General features: G+C 32.2%; 36 protein-coding genes and 6 pseudogenes. 7 read left to right on the top strand and 35 right to left on the bottom strand.

Annotated elements, in window-relative coordinates; genetic code table 11:
• Nucleotides 1-210 precede the first annotated feature (210 nt).
• A complete protein-coding gene (locus ACLBWW_RS18255) occupies nucleotides 211-1461 on the top strand; it encodes an MFS transporter (RefSeq protein ID WP_447614155.1) in 1251 nt (416 codons plus the stop codon).
• 143 nt (nucleotides 1462-1604) lie between these two features.
• On the opposite strand, the gene ACLBWW_RS18250 is transcribed toward ACLBWW_RS18255, so the two are convergent.
• The 4 genes from ACLBWW_RS18250 to ACLBWW_RS18235 all read right to left on the bottom strand — a co-directional run bounded on the left by ACLBWW_RS18250 (nucleotide 1605) and on the right by ACLBWW_RS18235 (nucleotide 4000).
• Nucleotides 1605-2063, bottom strand: coding sequence for a hypothetical protein (locus ACLBWW_RS18250; RefSeq protein ID WP_098069131.1), 459 nt, complete (start codon nucleotides 2061-2063; stop codon nucleotides 1605-1607).
• A 155-nt stretch (nucleotides 2064-2218) separates the two neighbouring features.
• On the bottom strand, nucleotides 2219-3175 hold the full coding sequence (locus ACLBWW_RS18245; RefSeq protein WP_447614154.1) for a DUF3994 domain-containing protein: 957 nt from the start codon (nucleotides 3173-3175) through the stop codon (nucleotides 2219-2221).
• Between the two features lie 55 nt (nucleotides 3176-3230).
• The gene (locus ACLBWW_RS18240; protein WP_048544735.1) at nucleotides 3231-3560 is read right to left on the bottom strand and encodes a hypothetical protein; all 330 of its coding nucleotides are present in this window, start codon (nucleotides 3558-3560) and stop codon (nucleotides 3231-3233) included.
• 101 nt (nucleotides 3561-3661) lie between these two features.
• Complete coding sequence (locus ACLBWW_RS18235) at nucleotides 3662-4000, bottom strand: DUF4064 domain-containing protein (protein WP_048544733.1); 339 nt, start codon at nucleotides 3998-4000, stop codon at nucleotides 3662-3664.
• Nucleotides 4001-4291: 291 nt separating this feature from the next.
• On the opposite strand from ACLBWW_RS18235, the gene ACLBWW_RS18230 reads away from it, so the two are divergent.
• A complete protein-coding gene (locus ACLBWW_RS18230; RefSeq protein WP_447614153.1) occupies nucleotides 4292-4999 on the top strand; it encodes a DNA alkylation repair protein in 708 nt (235 codons plus the stop codon).
• 76 nt (nucleotides 5000-5075) lie between these two features.
• Here the strand turns inward: ACLBWW_RS18230 and ACLBWW_RS18225 are convergent, their stop codons facing one another.
• The 11 genes and pseudogenes from ACLBWW_RS18225 to ACLBWW_RS18175 form a co-directional block, all read right to left on the bottom strand.
• The gene (locus ACLBWW_RS18225) at nucleotides 5076-5543 is read right to left on the bottom strand and encodes a DUF6985 domain-containing protein (protein ID WP_048544729.1); all 468 of its coding nucleotides are present in this window, start codon (nucleotides 5541-5543) and stop codon (nucleotides 5076-5078) included.
• Between the two features lie 66 nt (nucleotides 5544-5609).
• Nucleotides 5610-6038: an SMI1/KNR4 family protein gene (locus ACLBWW_RS18220; protein WP_048544727.1), complete on the bottom strand. Its 429-nt coding sequence runs from the start codon at nucleotides 6036-6038 to the stop codon at nucleotides 5610-5612.
• A gap of 64 nt (nucleotides 6039-6102) precedes the next feature.
• Nucleotides 6103-6525, bottom strand: coding sequence for an immunity 22 family protein (locus tag ACLBWW_RS18215; protein WP_048544725.1), 423 nt, complete (start codon nucleotides 6523-6525; stop codon nucleotides 6103-6105).
• 19 nt (nucleotides 6526-6544) lie between these two features.
• A pseudogene (locus tag ACLBWW_RS18210) lies at nucleotides 6545-6688 on the bottom strand (SecY-interacting protein Syd); the annotation flags it as partial.
• Nucleotides 6689-6696: 8 nt separating this feature from the next.
• Entirely contained in the window at nucleotides 6697-7335 is a 639-nt protein-coding gene (locus ACLBWW_RS18205) for a hypothetical protein (protein WP_098633725.1), read from the bottom strand.
• A 13-nt stretch (nucleotides 7336-7348) separates the two neighbouring features.
• Nucleotides 7349-7612 carry a hypothetical protein gene (locus ACLBWW_RS18200; RefSeq protein ID WP_098079549.1) on the bottom strand — a complete coding sequence of 88 codons (264 nt, stop codon included), beginning with the start codon at nucleotides 7610-7612 and terminating at the stop codon, nucleotides 7349-7351.
• Nucleotides 7613-7682: 70 nt separating this feature from the next.
• The gene (locus ACLBWW_RS18195; protein ID WP_098633726.1) at nucleotides 7683-8234 is read right to left on the bottom strand and encodes an SUKH-4 family immunity protein; all 552 of its coding nucleotides are present in this window, start codon (nucleotides 8232-8234) and stop codon (nucleotides 7683-7685) included.
• A 172-nt stretch (nucleotides 8235-8406) separates the two neighbouring features.
• Nucleotides 8407-9195: an Imm47 family immunity protein gene (gene imm47 / locus ACLBWW_RS18190; protein ID WP_098069136.1), complete on the bottom strand. Its 789-nt coding sequence runs from the start codon at nucleotides 9193-9195 to the stop codon at nucleotides 8407-8409.
• Nucleotides 9196-9256: 61 nt separating this feature from the next.
• Nucleotides 9257-9748 carry an SMI1/KNR4 family protein gene (locus ACLBWW_RS18185; protein ID WP_048544716.1) on the bottom strand — a complete coding sequence of 164 codons (492 nt, stop codon included), beginning with the start codon at nucleotides 9746-9748 and terminating at the stop codon, nucleotides 9257-9259.
• A gap of 19 nt (nucleotides 9749-9767) precedes the next feature.
• Nucleotides 9768-10034, bottom strand: a pseudogene (locus tag ACLBWW_RS18180) (DUF7021 domain-containing protein); the annotation flags it as partial.
• Nucleotides 10035-10112: 78 nt separating this feature from the next.
• The gene (locus ACLBWW_RS18175) at nucleotides 10113-10418 is read right to left on the bottom strand and encodes a hypothetical protein (protein WP_002110762.1); all 306 of its coding nucleotides are present in this window, start codon (nucleotides 10416-10418) and stop codon (nucleotides 10113-10115) included.
• A 663-nt stretch (nucleotides 10419-11081) separates the two neighbouring features.
• Between ACLBWW_RS18175 and ACLBWW_RS18170 the strand changes: the two genes are divergently transcribed.
• Nucleotides 11082-11699 (top strand): DUF4241 domain-containing protein, encoded by a 618-nt coding sequence (locus tag ACLBWW_RS18170; protein ID WP_447614152.1) that lies wholly within the window; start codon nucleotides 11082-11084, stop codon nucleotides 11697-11699.
• A gap of 234 nt (nucleotides 11700-11933) precedes the next feature.
• On the opposite strand, the pseudogene ACLBWW_RS18165 reads toward ACLBWW_RS18170, so the two are convergent.
• The 6 genes and pseudogenes from ACLBWW_RS18165 to ACLBWW_RS18140 form a co-directional block, all read right to left on the bottom strand.
• Nucleotides 11934-12155, bottom strand: a pseudogene (locus ACLBWW_RS18165) (hypothetical protein); the annotation flags it as partial.
• Between the two features lie 83 nt (nucleotides 12156-12238).
• Nucleotides 12239-12727: an SMI1/KNR4 family protein gene (locus tag ACLBWW_RS18160; protein WP_098123310.1), complete on the bottom strand. Its 489-nt coding sequence runs from the start codon at nucleotides 12725-12727 to the stop codon at nucleotides 12239-12241.
• Between the two features lie 184 nt (nucleotides 12728-12911).
• Nucleotides 12912-13370 carry a toxin-antitoxin system YwqK family antitoxin gene (locus ACLBWW_RS18155; RefSeq protein ID WP_048544706.1) on the bottom strand — a complete coding sequence of 153 codons (459 nt, stop codon included), beginning with the start codon at nucleotides 13368-13370 and terminating at the stop codon, nucleotides 12912-12914.
• 199 nt (nucleotides 13371-13569) lie between these two features.
• A pseudogene (locus ACLBWW_RS18150) lies at nucleotides 13570-13734 on the bottom strand (pentapeptide repeat-containing protein); the annotation flags it as partial.
• A 195-nt stretch (nucleotides 13735-13929) separates the two neighbouring features.
• On the bottom strand, nucleotides 13930-14313 hold the full coding sequence (locus ACLBWW_RS18145) for a hypothetical protein (protein WP_048544701.1): 384 nt from the start codon (nucleotides 14311-14313) through the stop codon (nucleotides 13930-13932).
• Nucleotides 14314-14325: 12 nt separating this feature from the next.
• Nucleotides 14326-15507, bottom strand: coding sequence for a cytoplasmic protein (locus ACLBWW_RS18140; protein WP_060487697.1), 1182 nt, complete (start codon nucleotides 15505-15507; stop codon nucleotides 14326-14328).
• A 58-nt stretch (nucleotides 15508-15565) separates the two neighbouring features.
• On the opposite strand from ACLBWW_RS18140, the gene ACLBWW_RS18135 reads away from it, so the two are divergent.
• The 3 genes from ACLBWW_RS18135 (at nucleotide 15566) to ACLBWW_RS18125 (ending at nucleotide 16863) form a co-directional block, all read left to right on the top strand.
• Nucleotides 15566-15949 carry a DUF1433 domain-containing protein gene (locus tag ACLBWW_RS18135; RefSeq protein ID WP_046957991.1) on the top strand — a complete coding sequence of 128 codons (384 nt, stop codon included), beginning with the start codon at nucleotides 15566-15568 and terminating at the stop codon, nucleotides 15947-15949.
• A gap of 76 nt (nucleotides 15950-16025) precedes the next feature.
• Entirely contained in the window at nucleotides 16026-16397 is a 372-nt protein-coding gene (locus ACLBWW_RS18130) for a DUF1433 domain-containing protein (protein WP_048544696.1), read from the top strand.
• Nucleotides 16398-16479: 82 nt separating this feature from the next.
• Nucleotides 16480-16863 carry a DUF1433 domain-containing protein gene (locus ACLBWW_RS18125; RefSeq protein ID WP_000758183.1) on the top strand — a complete coding sequence of 128 codons (384 nt, stop codon included), beginning with the start codon at nucleotides 16480-16482 and terminating at the stop codon, nucleotides 16861-16863.
• Between the two features lie 252 nt (nucleotides 16864-17115).
• On the opposite strand, the gene ACLBWW_RS18120 is transcribed toward ACLBWW_RS18125, so the two are convergent.
• Complete coding sequence (locus tag ACLBWW_RS18120) at nucleotides 17116-17472, bottom strand: Imm3 family immunity protein (protein WP_048544694.1); 357 nt, start codon at nucleotides 17470-17472, stop codon at nucleotides 17116-17118.
• A 96-nt stretch (nucleotides 17473-17568) separates the two neighbouring features.
• Entirely contained in the window at nucleotides 17569-17901 is a 333-nt protein-coding gene (locus ACLBWW_RS18115; RefSeq protein ID WP_048566040.1) for a DUF3895 domain-containing protein, read from the bottom strand.
• Between the two features lie 310 nt (nucleotides 17902-18211).
• Here ACLBWW_RS18115 and ACLBWW_RS18110 point away from each other — a divergent pair, with 310 nt between their 5' ends.
• A complete protein-coding gene (locus ACLBWW_RS18110; protein WP_000900622.1) occupies nucleotides 18212-18466 on the top strand; it encodes a SunI/YnzG family protein in 255 nt (84 codons plus the stop codon).
• Between the two features lie 184 nt (nucleotides 18467-18650).
• On the opposite strand, the pseudogene ACLBWW_RS18105 reads toward ACLBWW_RS18110, so the two are convergent.
• From ACLBWW_RS18105 to ACLBWW_RS18050, 12 genes and pseudogenes are all read right to left on the bottom strand, one after another.
• Nucleotides 18651-18914: pseudogene (locus ACLBWW_RS18105) on the bottom strand (Imm30 family immunity protein); the annotation flags it as partial.
• A gap of 177 nt (nucleotides 18915-19091) precedes the next feature.
• Nucleotides 19092-19526 (bottom strand): SMI1/KNR4 family protein, encoded by a 435-nt coding sequence (locus ACLBWW_RS18100; RefSeq protein WP_048566036.1) that lies wholly within the window; start codon nucleotides 19524-19526, stop codon nucleotides 19092-19094.
• A 114-nt stretch (nucleotides 19527-19640) separates the two neighbouring features.
• Nucleotides 19641-20108 (bottom strand): Imm30 family immunity protein, encoded by a 468-nt coding sequence (locus tag ACLBWW_RS18095; RefSeq protein ID WP_447614177.1) that lies wholly within the window; start codon nucleotides 20106-20108, stop codon nucleotides 19641-19643.
• 68 nt (nucleotides 20109-20176) lie between these two features.
• On the bottom strand, nucleotides 20177-20632 hold the full coding sequence (locus tag ACLBWW_RS18090; RefSeq protein ID WP_098137189.1) for an immunity protein YezG family protein: 456 nt from the start codon (nucleotides 20630-20632) through the stop codon (nucleotides 20177-20179).
• A 28-nt stretch (nucleotides 20633-20660) separates the two neighbouring features.
• Complete coding sequence (locus tag ACLBWW_RS18085) at nucleotides 20661-21128, bottom strand: DUF2004 domain-containing protein (protein ID WP_098137190.1); 468 nt, start codon at nucleotides 21126-21128, stop codon at nucleotides 20661-20663.
• A gap of 72 nt (nucleotides 21129-21200) precedes the next feature.
• A complete protein-coding gene (locus ACLBWW_RS18080; RefSeq protein ID WP_098137191.1) occupies nucleotides 21201-21854 on the bottom strand; it encodes an SMI1/KNR4 family protein in 654 nt (217 codons plus the stop codon).
• 274 nt (nucleotides 21855-22128) lie between these two features.
• On the bottom strand, nucleotides 22129-22617 hold the full coding sequence (locus ACLBWW_RS18075) for a hypothetical protein (protein WP_033687094.1): 489 nt from the start codon (nucleotides 22615-22617) through the stop codon (nucleotides 22129-22131).
• A 341-nt stretch (nucleotides 22618-22958) separates the two neighbouring features.
• Complete coding sequence (locus tag ACLBWW_RS18070) at nucleotides 22959-23615, bottom strand: SMI1/KNR4 family protein (RefSeq protein ID WP_447614150.1); 657 nt, start codon at nucleotides 23613-23615, stop codon at nucleotides 22959-22961.
• Between the two features lie 175 nt (nucleotides 23616-23790).
• Nucleotides 23791-24222 carry an SMI1/KNR4 family protein gene (locus ACLBWW_RS18065; RefSeq protein ID WP_001023210.1) on the bottom strand — a complete coding sequence of 144 codons (432 nt, stop codon included), beginning with the start codon at nucleotides 24220-24222 and terminating at the stop codon, nucleotides 23791-23793.
• 18 nt (nucleotides 24223-24240) lie between these two features.
• The gene (locus tag ACLBWW_RS18060) at nucleotides 24241-24732 is read right to left on the bottom strand and encodes an SMI1/KNR4 family protein (protein ID WP_088067322.1); all 492 of its coding nucleotides are present in this window, start codon (nucleotides 24730-24732) and stop codon (nucleotides 24241-24243) included.
• A 17-nt stretch (nucleotides 24733-24749) separates the two neighbouring features.
• A pseudogene (locus ACLBWW_RS18055) lies at nucleotides 24750-25480 on the bottom strand (HNH endonuclease).
• A gap of 90 nt (nucleotides 25481-25570) precedes the next feature.
• On the bottom strand, nucleotides 25571-25762 hold the full coding sequence (locus ACLBWW_RS18050; RefSeq protein ID WP_048544839.1) for a hypothetical protein: 192 nt from the start codon (nucleotides 25760-25762) through the stop codon (nucleotides 25571-25573).
• Nucleotides 25763-25774: the final 12 nt, after the last annotated feature.

Below are 25774 nucleotides of genomic sequence, written 5' to 3'. Positions count from 1 at the left end.
TTTCTACATCTAGTTATTAAGATTACACATCACCATTTGTGTACCAATCAGTATAGTATATATCGTATTAAATTATAAACGATGTGTCAAAAAATCACATTAACCTCAAAATACACTTGACATATATGTTTCTTCAAGATTATATTTTACTTACAAAATAACATACCGTTCGATACATTATTTTCGATAATCCAAAAAGGAGCTGATTTTATGAATGGTAAAGAAAAAATGATAACTATTCGAAAACATACTCACACTCAGGTACATTCACCTGTTCATGCAACAATGTCTCGTTATATGACTCTATTATTCGCAATAGCTTGCGGAATGGCTGTGGCAAACATATATTTCGCTCATCCACTACTTGATTCTTTATCAAATGAATTTAAGATTAGTCATTCAACTATCGGTATTGTAATTACTATTACTCAAGTTTGTTATGCATTTGGATTACTTTTATTCGTTCCACTTGGTGACTTATTAAACCAAAAGAAAATAATAATTGTCCAAATGCTTTTATCCGTTATCGCTTTAATTATAATTGGAGTCGCCCCCTCAACCATCGTACTTTTTATAGGTATGGCCTTAGTAGGAATTCTTGCAACTGTTACGCAAACACTTGTCGCATATGCATCAATTTTAGCTAATCCAGCAGAACGTGGACGCATAGTAGGTTTCGTTACAAGTGGCGTTGTAATAGGTATACTCCTTGCTCGTACATTTGCAGGCATATTAACGGATTTAGCTGGATGGCGGTCCGTTTATCTCACCTCTGCTATCCTTTTACTCTGCGTAACTTTTTTGTTACACCGAAATTTACCTACTCTTGAACATAAAAAAGTGACAACTATGTCTTACCGAAAATTAATCTACTCTGTTCTCTTATTATTTATAGAAGAACGACTTTTACGCATTCGCGGAATATTAGCATTGCTTATTTTCACTTCATTCAGTATTTTATGGACTTCTTTAGTATTGCCACTAAGTGTTACACCACATAATCTTTCCCATACAGCTATTGGTGCGTTCGGTCTTGCTGGAGTGGCGGGTGCATTAGCTGCTACTAAAGCTGGACAATTAGCTGATAAAGGATTCGGACAAAGAACAACTGGCATAGCCTTATCATTATTAGTACTTTCATGGCTCCTAATTAAATTTATAAACCACTCTCTATTCTTACTAATTTTCGGCATTATCCTTTTAGATTTAGCTGTGCAAGCTGTACATGTCACCAATCAAAGTATACTGTTCACAGTGCGTCCCGAAGCAAGAAGTCGAATCACTGCCAGTTACATGATTTTTTATTCCATCGGTAGTGCAACAGGTGCAATTCTTTCAACAAATACGTATGCAAAATATGGTTGGGATGGAGTATGTATATTAGGTGTATCTGTTAGTGCTTGCGCTCTTTTATTTTGGATAATAACCTTACGGCGATCATCACAGCTGAACGAAGAATAATTCATTTATGTTTCATACGTGTTTTCTACAAGACTATAGAATAGCACTTATTTTTCAATACAAATCAACGGCATTTTCATATAAAAAATGCCGTTGATTCATAATTTCATGATAAGGGACCCTATACTATCGAAATACATCTATTACAAATTCCCTTTAACGTTTTCAACAATCTCATTTATCGTATTCCGATCAAACTTATCACTAATTTCGTATGACTCACGGTCTCCTACTAATTGTACACCTACAATATCATTGCGATCCTTACCATATTGCACTTCAATAATAGCTCCACGCTCTATTTGTTTCCAAACGAGACTTGCTTCATCTTTATTATCTAAAATCATACAGTCCTCAATATTTTCATCAATTCCTATTAACTTGTTGTCATCTATAAATCCAACCTCGTATTGTTGACGCTCTTTCGCTTTGCTACTTACTAATATACCTTTGCTACCATATGAGTAATCCATATAATCCTTTTTCTCAGATTGTACCGCTTTCGTCTCTTGTACTTTAGTTTTTTCAGCATTCCCACAGCCCATGATAAGACTAATTGGCATCACCGTAGTTAGTACTACTCTAGTAAATTTCTTTATCATTTATAAGCAACTCCCCATACTTACATTTAAATTCCGTTTATCAATTTATTAAAAAATAACATGATATAAAATAGGCAAAGCCAACGATAAAATATTCGTTGCATTCCCACAATTTAATTAAGGACCAGGCCATTTAAACCTAGTCCTACATAACTTTACCTTTGCTTCACATACTTAATTGTATTGAATGAAGTCTCATTAAATAATCGTAAGTTTTCCCCATCATAATCTTGAACTTTATATGCTATTTTCTTTTTTTGAATTGTATCTTCTACACCGTCTACTAAACGTTTATTGAGATGTAAATAGATTGTAAAAGCTTCCTTATCATATTCCCAAGTTCCTTCAATATAATTCTTTTTATTTGGATACTCACCTTTACCATACGTTTCAAATGTCTTATCACCTTTTAGAATGAGTGACATAATGAAACCGTCTGTTCCTTTGAATCCCCAATTACCGATTAATTCCGTACCATCTTTCACATTCTTCATAACATTATCCGTATTAATTCCAGCTTTCTTATCTAACTCTTTCAAATCTTTCACAGATACTGTACCATCACCGATTTTAATATCCCCTTCAAGATCTTTGAATGCCTTAAGCCAGTAAATATCTCCTTCTTTCACTAACTTTTCGGATTTCTCGATTAACTCTTTATCAGTTTTATCGCCTTTTTCTCTTTTTTCTTTTCGGGTGAATACTTCATTTATTAAAGAAAAAGACTCTCTAAAATAACCAATTGCTTTTTCAAAATCCTTTTGTTGATTTACATACTCTGCAGGGGGATCTATCGACTCGAATTTATCTAACATTTTATTTAATTCTTTCACACTATCTACTACATCTGATTTCTTTTTCTTACCGTCAAAAACCTCTCTTGTAATATTGTTATGCTCCGCAAACGACTTATCAAACTCTACTCCTAATTTATACACTTTATTAGGATAGTCTTCCTTTGAAACTTTTTCTTTCTTACTATTAGACTTCGATTCTTTTACTTTAGACTCTTCCGTTTTCTCCTGTTTAGAAGTGTTCGTTTTCTCAGACACTCCACAACCAAATAACAACATGACCGGAACTGCTACCCCTAGTAGTTTCTTTGCATTCATGACTGATTTCTCCTTCTACTTAAATAGATTACTCTTACTATACCCATCCTCTTTTTTATCTTGTAAATAAAGTTACAATCGCAATAACTCCTAAAATCGGTCCCCAATATTCCATTTTTATAAAAAATAGTGAATGCTTTTTGTTAAACATAACTTTTTCACCAGTTTCGGCATCTATATAAACTTTCCCATTTGGCTTATTAATATATTTTCCTAAATACCAAGACATAACCCCTGATATAATTAACATTACCGCCATTGGCCAACTATGGTCTTGAAAATATGTAGCGTCCCTCGTTATAGATCCAAAGATAACCTTACCCAAAAGAGTATTAATAATTACAATAATTGCGACTAAAAAACCCCAACCAGACCAAATAATCATCTATTTCTCCTCCTAAAGCGTACAACTTTGTACCTTATGTTAATTTGAACTGCAAACGAAAACGTTTAAAAAACTGAATATTCATACGTTAATAATTACATTTAGCTTACATTCGATTCTAACTTTAATGTTCTAAATGCAAATGAACCAGATATAATTTGTAAAATTGTCGGAATAAGTAAAAAGAATAATGACATAAATAACATAACTATAGGAATCACAATCATACAAACTCCATAAACTTTATTATTAACCTTGTTTACTAAACATGATAAAATAAGCAACCCTATTTGAACCGTTAAAATAATAGAATAATAAGCTAAAAGTTCATAATCAAAACCTTCCATAATATTAAACGCTACAACTATTAATAATATGGAAATAATGATTCCTATAATGCCACCAATTAAACCTAGTACGAATTCAAGCGTTCTTTTCAATTCAATCCCCCTTTTATGAACCACTAACAACTTGTATATTTTTCCCATTCACCATCATACCAAATATTTATTGGAAAAACTATACATACTTTTCATTCTCCCTTACCTTACAGTGACCTACTTACCATTATAGATAGCTTGTAGTAGTTACAAAATCAAAGCCTTCAAAATTACTAACTGGTTTTGATACCTTTAGAAGGTAGACATACCTCTTGAATACAATTAGTATTAACATAAGAAATACGAAAGGCTTAAAAAGGCTTTCACATGAAGAAAGGAAGTTGCACAACTATGGATTTTAAAACAGTTATGCAAGAACTTGAATCTCTAGGTAAGGAACGAACGAAAAAAATATACATATCTAACGGTGCGCATGAGCCAGTTTTTGGCGTAGCTACAGGTGCCATGAAACCAATCGCTAAAAAAATAAAATTAAATCAAGAATTAGCTGAAGAACTTTATGGCACAGGCAACTACGATGCTATGTACTTTGCAGGTATTATCGCAGATCCAAAAGCTATGAGTGAATCTGATTTTAATCGTTGGATGGATGGGGCGTATTTTTATATGCTATCTGATTATGTAGTAGCAGTAACTTTATCGGAGTCAAATATTGCACAAGATGTTGCTGATCAATGGATTGCAAGTGGGGACGAGCTTAGAATGTCTGCGGGCTGGAGTTGCTACTGCTGGCTTTTAGGAAATCGCAAAGACAATGAATTTTCCGAAACTAAAATTTCCGATATGCTTGAAATGGTGAAAAATACGATCCATGATTCGCCAGAACGAACAAAATCTGCTATGAATAATTTCCTAAACACCGTGGCAATTTCATATGTACCACTACACGAAAAAGCAGTCGAGACTGCAAAAGAAGTTGGTATAGTTGAAGTCAAACGTGCTAATAAAAAAAGCAGTTTGTTACATGCTTCCGAAAGTATTCAGAAAGAACTTGATAGAGGAAGACTAGGTTTCAAACGTAAGTATGTAAGATGTTAAACAGATTCGTATCTAGGTGTCAATTCGAGAAAGGTTGACACCTTTTTCATTCAGGTTATATATCCCCTAACTTATATTAAAAAATAATATCCTGATAACCTACTTCCATTACCTTTTCATTTAATAAACGAACTCCTACACCATTTTCTATATCCCACGTACAATTAAATGTAATTCCAACCTCTCGTCCTTCCGTAATATCTGCATACGGAACAACAATACCATCTAAACTGATCATCTCTAGTATTTGATCAGTTGTTTCAACTAATGGATAATTTTCTTGCACTCTAATATCATATCCTAATTCACATCGCCTTTGTTTGTAATAGTCTAATATAGACTGTAATAAACTTATTTGTACCTCTTCCCAATTTTTTATTAATGATTGATACGCTGCATACTGCTCTTCATCAAACATCCCATCTTCTTCACCATCTATCATCAAATCAATCTCAGTTACATTGCCTATAAAAGTTATAGGCATACATTTAGCCCAAGCATAATTATATTCAATCTCTCCAAAAACTGAATCGTTTACTCTCATTTACCCGTCATTCCTCTCACACTTATTACTAAGGTATCCCTACCTATTGTTAACTTCCATCAACACTTAACACTTGAAATACTCTTTCAAAAACACATAAAACGTTGGCCAACTCTCCTTTAATTCTCCATTTAAAAGTAATTCATCTCCACCTTCAAAATTTACTGAGTAAACTTTATCAGTTACACTATCAAGTACCAATGCAGCATTCGCTGTCATTTCCGTTAAAACTAAATACTTATTAGGAAATCCTAGTTCCTGTCGAGCAATAATTGTGTAGTATTCAATATTATTCTCTTCATCTATAATATCAAGTAATTCATAAGGAACGTGCTCGTCCCAAAATGGTCCTGCAAATCGATGATAAAACTCTCTAAATGTATTAGACACTTCTACACCTAACCTATTTATTACTTCATTCACCTGATCTTTATCTTCTCGTTTATATATATCTTCTTCCAAAACTTCTTCTAAACAATTTGGCAAAGCTTGCATTCGTATCCCTCCTTTATAAGGTTTATCCATGTATTTATGAAATAAATTAGCAACTCTGTACAAACTACCTGTACGGCATAGAACCAATAAATGTAACCTCTAAACCATCAAACATATCTTCTCTTTTCGCTTCATTATATTTAAAATCATAAAGAACAATAACAAAGTTAATATCGTTCGCTAAACTATCTCCATTTACTAGCTTTTTTATTTTAGGAATAATTCGTTCACTATAAGAAAAATCACTTAAAATATGTTCAACTTCCCTTTTATTATTCTCATAAAAACAAATTTCAATATTATCTTCATCATAATAACCGAATTCAAAGCTCGTCCCAAACTTTGAATGAACTGAATCACCATCTATCGTGTAATCTATATCGACATAATCCTCAAGATTTTGGAGTGATTTAGAAATTCCAAACCAAACTGAAACCATTCCACTATATTCCACTTTCCCACCCCATCTAGCCGGTCTATAATTCATATAAACATTCTTCACTTTACTATTTTTGTAACCTCAAACTAGAAATTAACTCATTTAAACTATTCGAAACCTCTGTAAACGACCCGCGTTCAAATTCCTCAAATTGAGTCTTTCCACTTACATTATTTAAAACAACTAGTGAACCATTTCCTTCTACCCTTATCTAGTCCCTTAATAACTCGTGATTAAGTCTTCGCCTTCATATCTAGGGTCTTTCTCCACTTTACCATCTTTTGTTTTGATGACTTTTAGTCTACCTAACCACTCTGCTCCGTTATACGTCTCCTCACTTACCCATACATTATGCTTTTTACCATCTACCTCAACTACTAATGTTGGGTGTGTAAATATGAATTCCTCCTCTACATGCCTACCTACTATTTCTGCATGTAATGATGTACCTTCTTCAACTAATTTACTATTCTGATACCCTTCGATAATAGGTAATCCAATAAATACAAAGAATATCAGTCCAAATACGATTACTTTCTTCTTTGTACTCCATTTATTCTTTTCTTTCAATTCCTTTTGTCTTGCTTCTCTTTCTTCGCGTTCATCCAAACTCTCATTTAAAGCGTCTTCCCACACCTTAATTTCTGCTTCGATTTCCGCTTCGGCTCTTGCTAGTTTTTCTAGTTGTTCATCGGTTGCTACCATCTCATATGAGTTATCTCCAACCACACGAATTTCAGCACCATTTTCTTTTACTTTCCGCAAGTCTTTCTCTGTACAATCAAACTCTCGAATAATTTCCCCTTGTGTGTTTACAAGTTTAACGTAAATGTTTTTTTTCTCCTTCTTCTTAAACATCTGAACTCCCCCTTTATTTGTCTCCTATCATAGATAACCCTACTGCAATTAAGAGAAAGAAAACGATAATAAGGAAAGTCTTCCCTTTGCTTACTTGTGTTGTACAACCCTCCAAGACAGCCCATATAAGAATTGGGAAAAGAAGACTACCAAGGAGAATGTCAACCAACTTGTTACTACTCTTCTTTAGTGGTTTTTCTTCTTCTACTATCGGTTTTATCTGAACAGCTTCTTTTCTTATTTGTTTCGGCTTCTTTTTCTTGCGTCTATGATTCACCCAACATACCCCTTTTAGAATAACTTTTTACAACTATAAAAATACCGGAATATCCCCTTTTCACTTCCACTTATTCATATAAGCTCTCAATTTCAATACACCAAAAAGAACCCTTTTCCATACACTTATCATCAATTTTTTTCAATTCTTCCTTCAACCAACTTATTGTACACCCTGGTATATTATTATCGATAAAGGCATCCTCACCATTTATCTCTACTGCCTTATCAATCATTTTTGAATATACTAATAAGCATGCTGCAAATTGTTGTATAGAAGAATTCATAAACACTTCTTTATACGCATCACTATTACTTAGAAATACTATTTTTTCTTGTTTTTCAATTATACAAATTGGATCTCCAGAACTTGTTGTTCCTAAATACCAATATTTTCGAAACTCTTCTGGCATATGAAATACATTTATAATAGACCTTACGAAAGACTGAGATGAAGTAAATTCTAAATATGGTGGCGGTGTTTCCGGTAAGCCTCCTATAGACAAAAATCGTTTCACTTCAGCTGAAAAGTTTTTGTTTATTAATTCTTTTTCAGGAAATGTAATGAGTGGGCCATCTTTATTAACATCCCATTTCTCCCGAAAATCCTCTGGTAGTATCATTTTTTCACCTTCTTAATGTGTTTATATCTTTTAAGATTTAATTGGGCTACTAATTGTTTTTTTACTTTTCCACATAAAAAAATACCTTCTATTAAAGCTTTCCGTTAAAGTAAAAATCACTCCTTAACAGTATGCCATAGAATGTTTTATATTCATCACATATATCGTTTTCTTATACGACTACATGTCCATAAAAATACTTTTTACCAATCTTCCATTCTTTCTTTGTTAGAACATCAATATATGACATCAACTCTCTATTTTTTTCATTTGTTATTATCGTATCGTATTGAATAGGACATTTGATTCCACTCCAAATTGATAAAACGGAAGGTATAGTAACAACATTATAAGTAGTTCGATCTCTTAAAGAACTCATAACTTCCGAAACTAACTCCTTTGCCAAATCTCCAGGAAAAGATAGTCTATTACGATAATAGTATTCTTGCGTATCGTTATTTTCGATAAAACCAAAATAAGCTTCATTAAATTCTTCTAACGATACTTCATAATACTCGTCCTCCATTCCAAGCATCCATGAAAGTTCATTTCTTATAGCTTTTTCAACAAAGGTATCTTCCCACTCTTCTAGTAACGCTAAAAGATATGGTACTACATGATACGAAAGAGTTTCACCAGCACTTACTACAAAATTATGAACTCCATCCTCTGAAGCACTTGAAAGGAATTTCAAATTATTCGTTTCTAATAAATCATCGTGAGTAGCTACTGAACAAAATAGTCTAGTGCATAAATGCAAAACAAGCTCATTTCCAGTACTATTCATAAGTTCAATTAGTAACCCCTTTACGGAGAAATCACCTAACTTTAACAATTCGTTAATTAAAATAAAGCATTCTGTCTCTGTTGTACTATCCCTTAAGTTAGACTTAAGAGTTTCAATTGTATGATTAGAAACTTCTCCATACCAAATATCTTTTTTTAGATGCTCTAAATCCATCGTTCTCCCGCCTTTTATTACTGCTTACATTTATACGAACCATTTCATATTAATAATATTATTAATCATGTAACTTATTTAAAAACTCCGTAAAATTATTAGCAATATAGAATACATTTTCTCTCGCTACTTCCTCTGCTTCCTCAGCCGTAATCCCTTCACTTTCCATCAATGTTTCCTTTTCCCATGCCCCCTCATGTTCCCAAAAGACGACAATTGGATCTTCTTCATGATTTTTATAATCAAAACAAATTAAATTTCCTGCTGGATCAAATGCGAATGGCACCAATTCATTTGGCAGAGTAGAAATATACTGGTTATATACTTTAACGATATATTCACTACTATCTACATCATAAGAAAGTAAAGTTCCAAATACCTTTGTTATCGTATCTATTTCAAATTTATAAGGTAATACAGCTGAACCATTATTATTTGTAGCACATTCTACATAGTCACTTGGAAATATATACCCTATCTCTTTTCCCACATTGTTTATATATTCTGCTGAAACTGGCTCATCCGGTACTGGCCATGTTAAGTCATTTCTCATTTAACTTCACCTCCTAACAAATCACATCACGTTTATCCAAAATAACTAATTGCATCATCAACCATGCAAGTCGTATGTCTTCTTTTGTAATCGTTTCATTGTTATGTAAGTCTTTCCACGCAATCAAATCAATTGACGCAGTCCACAAAATGTTGTCACCGCCTTTTGATGCACCGATTCCTAATGCCCCTGTGACAGCCGCTATTTCAATCACATTTTCTAAGAATCTATTTTCAAATCTACTTATTTCACTTGATTTACTCAATTTCGAATACATTCCTTTCATCACCCACAGGCATAAGTACTTTGTGAGTTTTCCTGTTTTATTATAATTGGTCATGGTAAAGCCTATATAGAATTATAGCTATAATTCTATATAGGCTTTTTTTTCACCTGGAATTTTAAATTTATTTACATCATATTCTTTAATTATATATACTTTTATAGCTTCAAAATCTTTACCAAAAGCAAGAGATGGATTTTTTAAGAAATATATTATTTCTTCCTCGTCATAAATTCGGGCTTTAATTATTTCTTTGTCCGAGTGAAACGATAAATTGACTCCTTTGTAAAAATATTCGTAGTATCCCTCTTCATCCTGCTCACTCTTATCTTCAAAAGGAACAGATTCAATATGATATATATTCCCATTTACATTTATTGATTTCATACAGCATCACTCCCTTTTCAAGAATATTCATAAGAAATTAAATAATCTCTGTCAATCATACCAAAAATAAGGGATTTACTTTTAGAATTTATAAAAAATATATAGGATTAAATTAAAATCTTTATATTATTTTTCATATTACTTCATTATCTCTGTACAATTGTGTAATGTGTCACAGAAGTAGACATATTGCAATGAGTTGCAGTGAAGGGGAATATCCTTTGAGAATATAAAATAAGAAGATCAATCTAGAAAGACTATCTAGTTCGATCTTCTTTTATTGAATTTTTAATTAATGCATTTTTACTCTTAAAATAATATAATCAACGGGTAGATTATTATTTACATCCTCAAAACTGGGTCTAATTTTAAAGTCAAATTCATTTGTTATATTTTTCAATGAATAAAGGTTTGTTCTATCTACACTTGTACGGGGGAGCAACATATCCGAAAACGTAAAACGCATGAAGAATATGTTGCGGAACTATTAGAAAACGCGGGTACGATATGCCGCAGAGGTTTTAGAAGCTCATGGCGATAATATCAAAGTTATAGGAACATATAAAGGCGCTAGAAATACCATAGAACACAAATGTAACTCATGTAAAAATATATGGGAGGCAGCACCAACAAATATTTTAAAAGGAAAGGGAGAGAAACATTATGTCAAAGTTATTACGTGAATTATCTAAACCGGATAGTGAGGCCCTGCGTCCCGAAGCACTAGAACAGTTGAAAGTTACTTCAGGTAAAATTGTTGCTTGTGATCCTCTTATTTTTAATGAAAATCACTTCGAACAAACAATTCAGCCAGGTACATATCCAATTGTTGCTTGGTGGTATAAGGAAGATGGAGTCATTGCTGGTGCTGAATTGAAATTGTCGGAGTCAAAAGTGGTAGGATGGAAGATGGCAACAAAACCAGGACAAAATGTCAGTGAACTGGAAGACGGATATATTTTTGGTTACCCAGTTGATACAGGCTTAGGGTGCTTTGCAGATGTTGAAGCAATTGGTAAGTTAGAAGAAATAGAAGACAGGTTACAACAAGAACTAGGAGAAGAATTTACTAGTTTGTATGATGATCTTATAGATGACATACTAACCGAACATGATGAAGATTGGGGAAATTGCGTGGTGTGTGAGGAAACAGGAAGTAATATTATTATATTCCGTTCAGGTTATGGAGATGGATTTTATCCTTCCTATTGGGGAATTGATGAAGCAGGAAAAATCGTTTCACTTGTTACTGATTTTCAAGTGCTACATGAGGAAAATTGAGGACAACATCAATAATGATATAAGAGTCAATATTTTTTCTTTTACAGCGTCAAATATTCCTCGTCCAATATTTGTAAATAACCCGTGGGATAATCTCCTTATGTACTACTGGTTCTGATAAATAGGGTTATATTCTTAAGTGAATATAACCCGTCATTAATTCTCGTTGTTTATTAACAGTTTTTTATTTAAATAATTTATTAACTCTACTGATGTAGAGTTAATAGTGCACTGTTTATCATGATAGAGGTGAACTTCAGATACTCTACGCTCCGAAATTACTTTTTCTATGATTTCCTGGCGATTATATTCTACCTGCACCGTTTCACAGTTTCCCCAATGAGTAGGAGCGGATTTTTCGTTTGACTCAAATACATCTAGAAGACGATTCAATATCTCTTCCTCGTTAAATGCTACTGTAGGATACATTGCGATTGTAAAATTATTCGGTTTCATTTTAATCCCCACTTTATTAGGAACGAGGTTATGTAACTATTTTCATTTATCACTGCCAGATAAGTTTGAATCCTTTCCCACTATTAATCATGTAACTTATTTAAAAACTCCGTAAAATTATTAGCAATATAGAATACATTTTCTCTCGCTACTTCCTCTGCTTCTTCAGCCGTAATCCCTTCGCTTTCCATCAATGTTTCCTTTTCCCATGCCCCCTCATGTTCCCAAAAGACGACAATTGGATCTTCTTCATGATTTTTATAATCAAAGCAAATTAAATTTCCTGCTGGATCAAATGCGAATGGCACCAATGCACTCGGTAATGTGTCATTGTAGTCATAGAATACCTCAATAATATTTTCATCATCATCCATATCATAAGTTAGTAATGTACCAAAAACTTTTCTCTTCCCCTCAACTTCAAATACTTCTGGGCTAACATGTGCTCCGTTATTCTTCATTACACATTCTATATAATCTAAAGGAAAATGAATGCCCAACTCTTTTTCCACATTCTTTACATTTTCTCGCAATAAAGGCTTATCTGGTGATCTCCATTCTACTTTATTCATCTCCTACCACCCCACTGAATCTCCTCAAGTCTTTTTCTCATTTATATTTGTTTGTTCGCGCCATAAACATACTTCTATATTTCGATACCTCTTCACATTTCATATATATCTTTCTACGACTATCTCTCAATCGAATTACAATTTGTTATTTTATCAACATTCAATATTCTTAATGTAATGCTTCTTACTTGTTTAAACCGCTACTGAATTTTTCCGCATATAATATATCGAATTCAGTTGGTTCTATTTTTTGTTCTACAATATTCCCTTGTTCATCATACTTTTTAAAAGTCATTTCACGTCCCGCAATACATTCAGACTCATGCTTCTTCATTCCGTTTTGAAAAAATTCAACATGGCAGCCTTCAACCGTGCTTCTATTCATATTGCTGATTCTTTTTATATTTCCATTCATATACAACTCCACATACTCTCCTTGTTTAACACCATTTTCTACATAGAAATAACATTCTATATTTCCATTCTCATAAACATCATAAGCTAAGCCAGTAAACAATTTTTCTTTACCATCATCTGCACACTCTACTATTCCTAGCCCATAAGGTCCCCCATATTCTAAACACTCTTCAAACTCAATGCCATTCTGTATTATATACTCCTTCGTTAACACACCATTTAACATTTTCAATCCTCCTTTACAATATTAGCTAATGGTTAAGCTATTATGTAAAAGTAAGTTTTTATCGTAATATAATTCTATTTTTATTATGTAATTTCTATATACAATGAGAGGAATTTTCTAATATTCGTTTATAACGTATGCTATCCATCATAGACCTTTAAATGTTCAAAATTAATTTACTTCTCACCATATTTCATATTTACTTTTTCATACTTCCTTCAAACTTGGCTCCTACTATCTTTGCTCCCTTCCAAACTGTACCGTCAAGTTTAGCACCAGTAAAATTCGCATCCGTAAAATCCCCATTTAAAAGGATCGCTCCTGTTAAATTTACATTTCCCAAATATGCTTTTTCAAAATTTCCTACTCTAGCCTTTCCCCTTAAGTCACTCTCACCTTCAACGAACTCATATATTTCTATACAATTTGTATTATTTATCCATTCATATAACTTATCACCAGACACACTTTTCTGTTCAATCCAAATCTCGCATTTACATATTGCATCTCTTTCAGTAAATTAAAGCAATAGAAACTATCTTTAGTTTTTCCTCTTCTCTTATTTTTTCCCACAACTGTTTGCTAAGTGAACATGTTCATTAAAAATGTTGTTGTTAATTTGTTTTTCATATTTCTTTAATTCTTCATTGATTTTACTGCCAGTTTTACTTTCAAAACTTTTCTCTAATTCTGCTGCTATATCTCTTAGACTTGTTTGTAATTCATGAAATGCCCCTATGTTTTTTTGAAGAGCATATGTATCTTCTTTTATAATGTCTATTGATTTAAACCCTACTTCTGTTTTTAACATCATACGCTGCATTTCTCTTTCAATCTGTTTTTTAGCAGCTTGTAACTCCTCAACAACCTGATCCGCTAAATCTCCTGTAACACTTTCGATTTGCTTTTCTATCTTTTTAATTTCCTCCATAAAACCCATCATATAATTCTCTCCTTATCTAAACTGAAAATTCCCCGCTAATTGATTATCTTTATCCCTAAGTGAATTTGCTGCATCACTAATTTCGTCCCCAAATCTACTTAAACTTTTTTGTTCTTTTCTTAAAAGATGAATTAATTCTTCTGCCATGTATACATCGTGAAAATAGTCATTTCCACCTTCTTTCGTTTTGGCAATTCGTGAGATGGCTTCATCTATTTCATAGGCTTCTAATAGATGATATTTCCCACCTGGCCCTGTTTCATATTTTAATTGACTTTTCAACTTTTGAACCGCTTCAGCCTCTCTTCTTTGAAACTCTTCTATATTTTTTGCTATATCTGATAATCGATTACTGAGCATTTGAATTTTTTGTGCTTGTCTTATAATATCTTCAGGTTCTAATTTTAATAGGGGACTTCCATTTGAATGAAAGGATCCCATAAATGTATCTCTGCCGTGTCCGTCCATAGTTAAACGTGTAAAAAGTCCTTGTTTTGTATCGTTCTGTCTCACTGTGTATTGCTTACCAATTAGAGGTGCACCGAATTGAGTGTGGTTACCAATCGGGTCATTTTCATGTGTATAATCAGTTGCTTTATTTTCCATTTTTCCTTCATTTACTCGTTTTTTTGCTTCAGGACTTAGTACACCATAGGGATTTGGTGCAGCCCATGTAGTTGCATAACAATCTAATTCTGCAGCGATAAGGTCCGCTTCTGCACCACCTTTACTATGTCCAGTAGTATGAAGAGAAGAAGGGTTATATTTTGCTACGATGTCATTTTTTGCCCATTTTAATCCAGTATCAAATGATGTTTCAGAATCAGGTTTTATAGTTTGACTGTTACTTGGAGTAATTACTTTAGAATGTGTTTTAATTCCAAACGTAATCTGATCGATATCTGTTTCGAAATCTGCTAATTGCGTAGGCTCTGTTCCACGAAATGCTAGGATTATATCATCATAATGTGTTGCATTTTCATCATATTTGTCTGCTGGTACTACTGCGATAGCTTCTAATCCATTTTTTACTTTTTGACAATCTGCATCAATTGATTCTATAACTACCCACTTTTTACCATCTGCCATTTTTATTTCTTTACCTTTTTCTAAAACTTGGTCATCATAAACTTGATCTGCTAGTTCGAAATAATTTTCATCTGTCGCAATTGGATTCTTTTTAAATTCACCCATATGTTTCAACTCGTTTCATGGTATATTTTAACTATATTTAAATACAAGGGGATTTTCTATGAAGAAAAAAACGGTAATTATTTTATCCATTATTTGTATTATAGCAGGAGGGTATTTTACAATGGAATACTTAAAACAAAAAGAAGAAGAGGCAAAGTTTTGGAAAGTACAAGAAGCAAGGGTAGAAAAGTATATTCGTTATAATATTCAGGATGTAAAATCGATTACGTTTACAGAAAAGAGTGTAAGTCCTATGGGAGTCCCTAGATTAAAAGGCTATATAAATAATAATAAAGAATTAGATTTCATAGCTCGTATAAGTACAACTGAAAACTTTGAAGGCCAATTTACGCGTTCTGGGAAATTAGGAAAACTGATAAAAGACCCTGAAAAATCGGTATCCGAAATTGAAAAGGAGGAGAAAGAAAAACATCAAGAGTAGTCTTTGCACTACTCTTATTTTCTGTATCCTATTTTAAGAAGAGTGCAATGGTAAGTTTTTTATAAGGGGATTTTTTATGAAGAAAGTAATGATTTTATCCATTATTTGTATTATAGCAGGAGTTTTTTTTACAATGGAATACTTAAAACATAAAGAAAAAGAAGAAAAGTTTTGGAAAACACAAGAAACAAGGGTAGAAAAATATATTCATTATAATATTAAAGATGTGAAATCTACTACGTTTACAAAACATGAGGTGAACCCGATGGGAATCCCTACTATAAAAGGATATATAAATGGTGATCAAGAATTATGGTTTGTAGCAAGTATTAGTACCACAGAGAATTTTGAAGATCATTTTGGACGTTCTGGAGAATTAGGAAAACTTATAAAAGATCCTGAAAAATCCGTATCCGAAATTGAAAAGGAAGAGAAAGAAAAGAAATAAGAATAGTCTCTGCACTACTCTTGTCTTCCCTACCCCATTTTAAGAAGAATGCAATCGTAAGTTTTTCATAAGGAGATTTCCAATGAAGAAAGTAGTTATTTTGGGCGTATCTGCTTTGTTACTCATGGCAGGAGGATTTTTTACTTTGGAATACTTAAAACATAAAGAAGAAGAGGAAAAGTTTTGGAAAGTACAAGAAACAAGAGTAGCAAAATATATTCATTATAATGTTAAAGATGTTAAATCTATTACATTTACAGAACACGAAACTAGTCCTATGGGCATACCTAGACTAAAAGGGTATATAAATAATGACCAACAATTAGATTTTGTAGCTCGTATTAGTACTACTGAAAATTTCGAAGATAAATTTGACTGTTCCGGGGAATTAGGAAACCTTATAAAAGACCCTGAAAAATCCGTATCCGAAATTGAAAAGGAAGAAAAGAAAAAAATCAAAGAGTAGTCTTTACGATTACTCTTTTGTTTTCCTATAAAAAATAAACCAAAAGTTGGTTATTTGTAATATAGTAATAACCATTTTACTATCTATAAGATAAATTTTTTTATTTTTGATAACCATATGACTATTAATTTCTTTATTTTAGTCTTATTCTTTTTCCAACCTTTATTATCTCTCATCCATCTTACGTTTTATGTATGCAGCGATTTCTATTCTCTTGTTTAGCTATGTCTCTTACATTTGCAGAAACATGAATTATTCAACCAAAAATTTATAATCACTCTTTATATTTTTTAATTCTTCTATTACATTATTTATTTTTATCGATAAATCTTTTATTTCCTCTACTGTCAATTCACCTTCTGCCTCTTGAAGATTAAACATACTTAGCCTCTTTGTTATACCTTTAACACGCCCAACAAAAACCATATGATGATTGACTGCTATTTCTCCTATGGCAGTATCAACGATAACATCTTCAATCTTTCCTAAATTATCAAATTCATCCGCTAGCTTTGCTATAGCATATCGATACCCTCTCTCTTCATCTAATAACTCTTCATACGCCTCCCGGATTGCATGAAATAATTCATTATACTCCCAATCTTTCATACATCCTCCCTCAAAAAAATCCCCACGCTTATGTGAAAATAATCTTTCAACACAAATATGAGGACTTCCTTATTTCATTACTATACTTTATACATTTTATTCGTTAGAATCTTCGTCTTTCAATTTATATACTCTATCTCTTTTCTCATCACTTTTGACAAAAATAAGCTTTTCTTCTTTAACAAAACCTTCTAACAGTAAGCATACTTGCCCGTATGCTTTAGGCTTATTCGTTGTGAATCTCTCATCTGATATTTTACCAGCTCGTATTAATTGTTCGCATAACTCAAGTGCACTTATTTCTTCAGAATTAATTAACTCTAAAATATCCTTTTGTAAGGGCGATAAAGGTACGGGAATCTCAGCTACCTCCACCTTTTCTGGTTTGTTTTCTTCTTCAAATAAATCTTCGAATGAAATTTGATTCATACTTCTTTTCCTTTCTAACGATTGATTTGTATAACATGAACTGAATCCTATAGCGTATGTATTATTATGTATTTACCTTTTTTCATAAATCTCAAACTCATGTACATCGTTTCATATAGTATATTTCGATTATACCAAATATACGTTCTGTTTTCTATTGTAGAATTCATTATAATAGGAATGAAAGTAATTATGAACATTTTTCTCGTTGTTAGTCGTATAACCCCTGTAAAAAAATAGAAATACAATCTATAAATTTGTATAATAAAATAGCACGAGTGAAATTTTATTATAGAAAGGTTCTGGTAATATGTTAGGTATTCATGTTGAAAAAACAAAAGATGAACTAATTATTTCATGGCAATTCTCTAAAATTCATATTCCATTATGTGAAATCACTGAGGTAACGGAAGATAATACATATGCTGGTGTTGAAGAAAAAAGCGTAATCCGAATTGGAACAGCATATGGTACAACTGATCGTATTTTAATTAAGACAGTAAAGCAAAATTATTTACTATTCACTACTAATAGAGTATCCATTTTAAATAAAATAAAAGCTTAATTGTTTTTCTTCCTATATTTAAATGTTAAACGCCTACATTCTATTATAGGAAACGCTACAAAAGATTCGTTGATTGCTCCTGCTCCTAATTCGGAAGCATATGGTGAAACTATATAACACAAACACCCTAGCTCTTCGCTAGGGTGTTCTTAGTTTTATCTATAATACAGTAGTTCTACAATTCTTATTTATTTTTATGAACTCCTTGTAATTGACTAATAACCTCATTGGCAGTGCCCTCAAATCTTTAAGGGTTATTAGTAATAATTTCATTAAGTAAATCAATTACTTTTAGTTGTATATCATAATTCATTCCTACAAGTACTTTAGCATACTCACTTCTACATAAATCACTATTTAAAATTCTTTTGTTTAGTAGCATTGCTCACTCTTTTGCACTTTCAACCATTTTTGGTAAAGCTTTAGGCATCTCCGTTAAATATTTTCCGAAGCTCCCCTAGCTAGTTTTAACCATTTTATTTATCTAGATTGATATTTTAACGAAGTATATCAAGGCTATTTGCAGATTCAAATTCAGCTAAATTTTCATATTCCTACACGCAAAATTTAGAGTTATTTTATATAAATTTATTAAATAACCTCTTTACAAATCTATCTTTTGCTATTAATTCAAATAGATTGGTAATTGATTTAACCATTCTTCAAAATTATCGGCTTCCTTAGTTACACCATGTTCTTCATGAAAATAAAAGTAAACTCCCGTTTGCTGACCCTCTTTTGAATGAAGACAAAAGTAATCTCCATTACCTATACTATAAAAAGGGATTAGTTCGTTTTTCCAAAAACCTTCTTTCATTTCATAATCATAAATAAATTCAATAGTATCATTTCCGTTCGTTTTACCACTAGAAACATTTAAAATATCTCCTGGAAATACATATTCAGACATTAGTTCAATAAAGCATTTAAATTCTTTAGGAAATTGACAACCAAATTTTTTCTCCAGTTCCCTCCAATCATTATCTGAAGGGGAATCTAAATCCTCTAATTCTTTATCTAACATACTGTCTAATAAGTTTGCAATTTCATCTTTTCCCACAAACTATCCCCCCTTATACTAGAAAAAAGGCTGAATTCTATTTTATTTACAAGTATTCTCTCGATTAAAGTCAAATGATACTGAATATGTGTTCTTTTTCATAGTATCCCCTTATCACAATTTCTCTAAGATTGAATTTCCTTTTTCTAAATATAAATCTGGGTCGTCCTCTTTTATCTCAAGAAGAATCCCTTTAATTATTTGCTTTGCTGAACTATTTATATTTTCTAAAACATTCATATACGATACGACTAAATCTTTTGAATGTAAAAGTGTCCGATGAATTCTTTCCGCCCAGAATTCTGCATGAGGTAACATTTTAGGAATACTAATAGCTAATTTGTATAGCCCTTCCTCTCGCCCGGAATGTTCAGCAATATAAAAAATCGTTTCAATAAGGTAGTCACCCGCTGATGGCTCAGCAATATCATCATCAAAAATTATACAAAGATCAGGAATTATATCATTTGTCCCTTTATTCGCTAATTCATTGAGAATACTCTCAAAAACTTCAATATCATCCCCTTCATTCTCTAGAAAACGCATTTTATATAAAATGGCTATTTGCTCATTAAAATCCATTGATTTCTCCATTTTCTACTCCCACTCATTATCTATTTAACTAAGATATAACTATTACTGTACCCCTTTTAAAGGTTATTATTTTTCACTTCCTCAAACCACTCATCAGCAAAATCATCCGCCGTTTTTATATCATCATTTGTATGGATTAAATCATACTCATATTCAGCTTTAAACTTACCACTCTTAGTATCGTATATTAATTTCATCTCAGTTGGCATATCTTTTTCGTATTCTTTGCATAACATTTCAATTCCTTCAATATCTTCACTTATAATTTGTAGAACCTGAAACATTCGTTCTGGAGATACATCATATCTTTTTTCCCCATTTTCCAATGCATCATTCACCTTGTGACACTCTACATACTTATTGTTAATGAAATAAAAGAAACTACTAGAAATCATATCTTCTTCACATGAAGCGTACACATATACTTTATCAGCTCTATTTTCAACATATTCCATACATATAGATATCATATCAGCTTGTAATTCACTAAACTTTTCCTCAAATTCTTTCATACTACTTTTTCACTCCTTAGATTAAAAGTTAAATAGCAACGTCTTGATACCCCACTTCAGTTACTTTTTCATTTAGTAGACGTATTCCTAGTCCATTCTCTGTATCCCACGTACAATCGAAAGTTATCCCAATATCTCGCTCTTCATGAATATCTCCATATGGGACTACAATTCCAACTAAAGTGATTCTCCTAAGTAATTGGTCAATAGTTTCGATATACGGATAATTTTCATTAAATCCAATATCATACCCTAATTGTTGACGCTCTTGCTTGTAATAGTCTAAAATTGCTTGTAAAAAAACTTGCTGCAATTGTTCCCAATTTTGCAATAATGAATTATAAGCAGTATATTGTCCTTCATCAAACTTACCGTCTTCTTCACCTTTTACTATCAATGCTATTTCAACTTCTTTTCCACAAAATTCAACGTTAATGTCCTTAACCCATCCATATGTATACTCAATCTCACCAAAAACTGCATCATTTATAATCATTTTTAACTCTCCCTATTTACTCCCTTGGATCCATATCGATTTCTCTATTCGTATGAAAGTTACCCTCTGATATTAACTGTTTTTTCCAGTCGTTTCTATACTCAGTATAGTACTATCAATTGCTAATTTTTCAATGAGTTTTTTCGCCTTCCCGTATGGAAATCTCTCTACTAATATATAAGGAAAATTTTTTGAACCCTTTAGCAAATCAATTGCGGAAATCTCAAGCCCTAATACGCTCTTTATTCTTATTAAATCTTTCAAACCTTCATTAGGAGTTTTCACTAACACTATATTACAAATATCAGATGACTTATGTATTGTTTTCTGTTCTATTTCACTTACACAACCACTATTCACCCATTTTTTAAAATCAGCGGTAATTACAGTAGCATGGCTTGGATTCATGTCCCCAGAATCAATTACTACCACCTCTTTTTCCTCTGCATGTTGAGCCATTAAAAATACATTACCACCACCGTCATCACCAATTGAGACATACCCCCTCGCATACTCATCTACCTCCCAAACCTCGTTCCTCTCTGCAATATGCTCCGTACCATAAATAAGTAACCCACCACCTATTGAAAAGCCATTTGCACATCTCAATAATTCCTTATATACATTAGGTAATGTAACATTCATGCGATTTTCTACTACTTGAATTTCAATATCACTCGCTGCCGACTTTTCTATCAAATCTGGAATATTAGATAGATTAATCATTTAATAATCCCTCCTAAACTATCAAGATATTTTTACGTATCACCCGTCATCTCTCTATAATCGTTTCACAATAGAGTTCATTAAATTTATAAAGTATGTCGGTATGTAAGCCTTCATTTTTCATTTGGTAAGTAGACAATCATTTTCCCTTTCATGTACTCACCTTTCCATCCTCCCATTTTATATACCTTAAATACCTTTTCATAAAGTGAAACTTTAATCAGTGGGGGTTTTGTTCATCCCTCGCTGATTATTAGTTGAACCAATCGGGCTTTTACGGGCAGTTGATCCCCCACCTAACTTCTTTGCTTTCGCTAGATTTTGAGGTGGGGATCTTACTGCCCGTTAATGCGGGATAAAAATTATCCACCTTTCCATTTACTAAACGATTTATTGCACACATCTCAAGGTCTCTTTCTACTTCTTCGAGAATATTTATATAATCAATAGAAATAAACTCCTGATAATAATTATAGTTATCAGAAAAAACTTCATATAACATATCTTTTTTTGATTCCATATTAGGGTTATAAGTTCCTTCTAATAATTTTGCACTTTCATCCGATTTCATATCATCCCAAACGATTTGGGTAACGTCCAAATCTTGAGACCAAGCCAATTCCTGTGCTTTATCAAAATCATGAATCATTTCAATGTCATGTAATAATTCATGTAACTTTATATCATTCCTATCAAATAAGCTTCTTTTTTGTATATACTCGATAACTTCCTCAACTAACTTAGTATTTTCACCATACTTCATCCCTGTAGCCACCTTTCCCGTCGTCCTTCGTTCCCATTCTCCATACTGTATTCACTTATGGATATTCTTATGGATATTCTTTTGAATTTCATTGATTTTTTATAAGTATCTTTACTCATGCAGAGCTGCCTCGAAACCCCAATGCCCTAAAGTCTAATTAAAAACAACTCTTAATCCTAGGTTTTACGATAAATAAAAAGAATCTATTTTGAAAAAAGATTGATCAAAATGGATTCTTCTCCAGCAAATTTTTGTTTCCGCTTTATAAAAATTCGAGCATTTTCTGCATGTATCGCTCCATCATCGTGCCTGATTGTTCCCTCTAAAGTGAAGAGGCACTATTAAACTTTCTTAATATACTCATACACTTCTTTAGGTTTTATATTAAGCATGTGGGCAATCTCCGTTATTTTCTTTCCTTCTTCCTTCATCTTTTTTACTTTTATCTCCATTGTTTGCTCATATTCTTCTGCAATATCAAATAATGGACTTAATAAAGAGTTCCACATTTCAAAATCAGTAAATTTATTGCTTTCCAAAAACTCATTTAACAATATATCCAATTCTTTAGTTTGTATCATTCTTTTACCTTCTAACACTTGTTTCTCAGTTAGAAAATCACCTATATCTTTCATAAAATTAATAAATGATTCCATGGAATCTGCAAGAAAATCGTCACCACTCCAACTATCCATTCCGTGCATGAGTGAAGATATAGGGTATCCTTCCTCACTTAAGTCAATAATAATTGGATCTCCACACATAGTTTCATATGCAATAACAATCCAATTTGCATCCCAAGTATCTTCCTCATCGGTTACAAGTGAGTTTCCATCGGTGTCAATGCTGTATCCTACTTGAAATTCATCTAATTGCTCAAAAGAACATACATCAAAATTTACATACTCTCTAATTTTTTTATATTCTAAGTTAATAAGTTCTAAATTTCTCTTTATCTCTACTTTTTGATGATAAGAATTAAATTGTATCATTGTCATTTTTACTACATCCCTATTCATACTTTATATGTATTCTTTTGTATCTGGTTGTTTACTAACAAACTAAGCCAAGAATATTAATAATAGATATTGTTATTTTTTCTTTGCTGTATTCCCTACAGTTATTAGAAAACAAATTACAATGAAACTATAACACCAAATTCTCTACATGTTCTCAAATGTCTAATAAGATATTCACACCAACATTATTTACTAATAACTCGGTTAAAGATGGTGCAATTTTAACTGCATCCTCCATGTCCAAATTTCCAAAACTGTTATAGTATATACCAAAACCATCTTTACCTTGTAGATAAATTAATGCACCCCCACCTTCATCATCACCAATTGCGAGTGAATGAAGAAGGTAATTCTGCACTTTATAAGCTTCATTCATTTCTATGCAATCCGAAGCTCCCCATATCCTAATATACATTTGGTCATTAACATTAATTTCAACATTTGAAGCTAGCTGAATCATTTCTATATATTCTGTAGGTACATCTATTACTGAGAAATGCTGAAGCGCTTTAATTTCTTTTTCTTTCGAAGGAGGTTCTTTTGTATCAACAGTATACATAGCACTGATATTATGTAGTATGTTCATTTTAATTTTAACTTTCTATTAATCATGTAACTTACTTAAGAACTCTGTAAACGTATTAGCAACAAAAAATACATTTTCTCTTGCCAGTTCTTCTACTTGTGCTTCTGTTAAACCTTCTTGACGCATTAACATTTCTTTTTCGCCAGCATTCTCATGCTCCCAAAAAACTACAATTGGGTTTTCTGTATTATTTTTATAATCTAAACACATTAAATTTCCAGCTGGATCAATTGCAATAGGGAATACTTTTTGCGGAAGCGTAGGTTTGTATATTTCATACTTTTTAACAATGTACTCACTACTTTCCTCATCAAAACTAAATAAACTACCAAAGCAACGCTCTACATTGCCTACTTTAAATTCTTCTGGTAATACACTCGCACCTCCATTTATTTTTACACAATCAATATAATCTTGAGGTAACTGGAAGCCTAATTGTAATCCAATTTCTTTAATCTTAGTTTCTGATACTTCTGCATCAGCATATTCCCACTCTAAATCTTTTCTCATCTCATACCCTCTCCCCATCATTTATTCCCACCAATATGATTAACTGCCCCATGAATATCTTCTAATACTAATTACATCTTTCCAGGAACCTGATGATGGTGCCAAGTAACCTCCTTTATTCTAGTTCTTCCCTTTTCAATCTGATCAAGCTGTTGTGGAGTAAAAAGTTCTCTTGATACTTTACCTTCTTCAATTGCCTTTTTTAATATCCTTGTACACTCTTTAAACTGATCTGTATCTTTCATAACATAATATTCTTCCTTTAATTTTAACGTAAATTTTAAGTTATCTCCTTTAAAAATAGGAAAACCTAACACATCATAGTCTACACCCTGCACATGTGTTCCTCCTGCCAATCCTTTATTAATTATATTATTTTTAGGTGAAGCGTTTAAAAAGTCATCAACATATCCTACTACTGATTTAAACTCTTCAACACTATCATACCCAAATTCTTTGATAGTAGTATCATCTACTTGTTTTAAGAAATCTTCAACACTATCATATCCCTTAGGCACAATTGATCTATTAATCAAATTTCCATCTCGTCATTATTTTTAATTACTTCGTCAATTTCAGATCTATGAACAGCGTTACCCGTACCCTTAACCCCACCACTCTCCAAATTCGAGATCCTACTCTGAATACTCGCCTTTGAGGCATCATGGGCTTCTTGGAATTTCCCGCTATAGTTCGTTCCAGTTCTAACGACACTTCCATCTGGCAGTATTTCTATACCTTTAAAGATTAGGGATACGGAGTCCGCACCTTTTGCTAATGTATTTTCAATTATATAATACTAGTAATTTCTGTTAACCTTAATTCATAAAAATAATTTTTAAACATTTATAACATGCCTATCTAATAAAAAAGCGCTTGTTGTCTTTCGTAGACAATCAAGCGCTTTAAGTTCATTTGTTTTTAAGCAGCATAAATTTGTAAGTTTTGTAGTAACAGTATGACACCTTCTGTACATCATGACAAATACTATGTTAAAACTTACGAGTTTGTACGAGTTTGTTAGTTTAATATACACTCCATG

This window comes from Bacillus sp. M5A3_1b (genome assembly GCF_053345335.1).
Note: the sequence above shows the minus strand (reverse complement) of the source record. Positions and strands in the feature narration are given on the sequence as shown.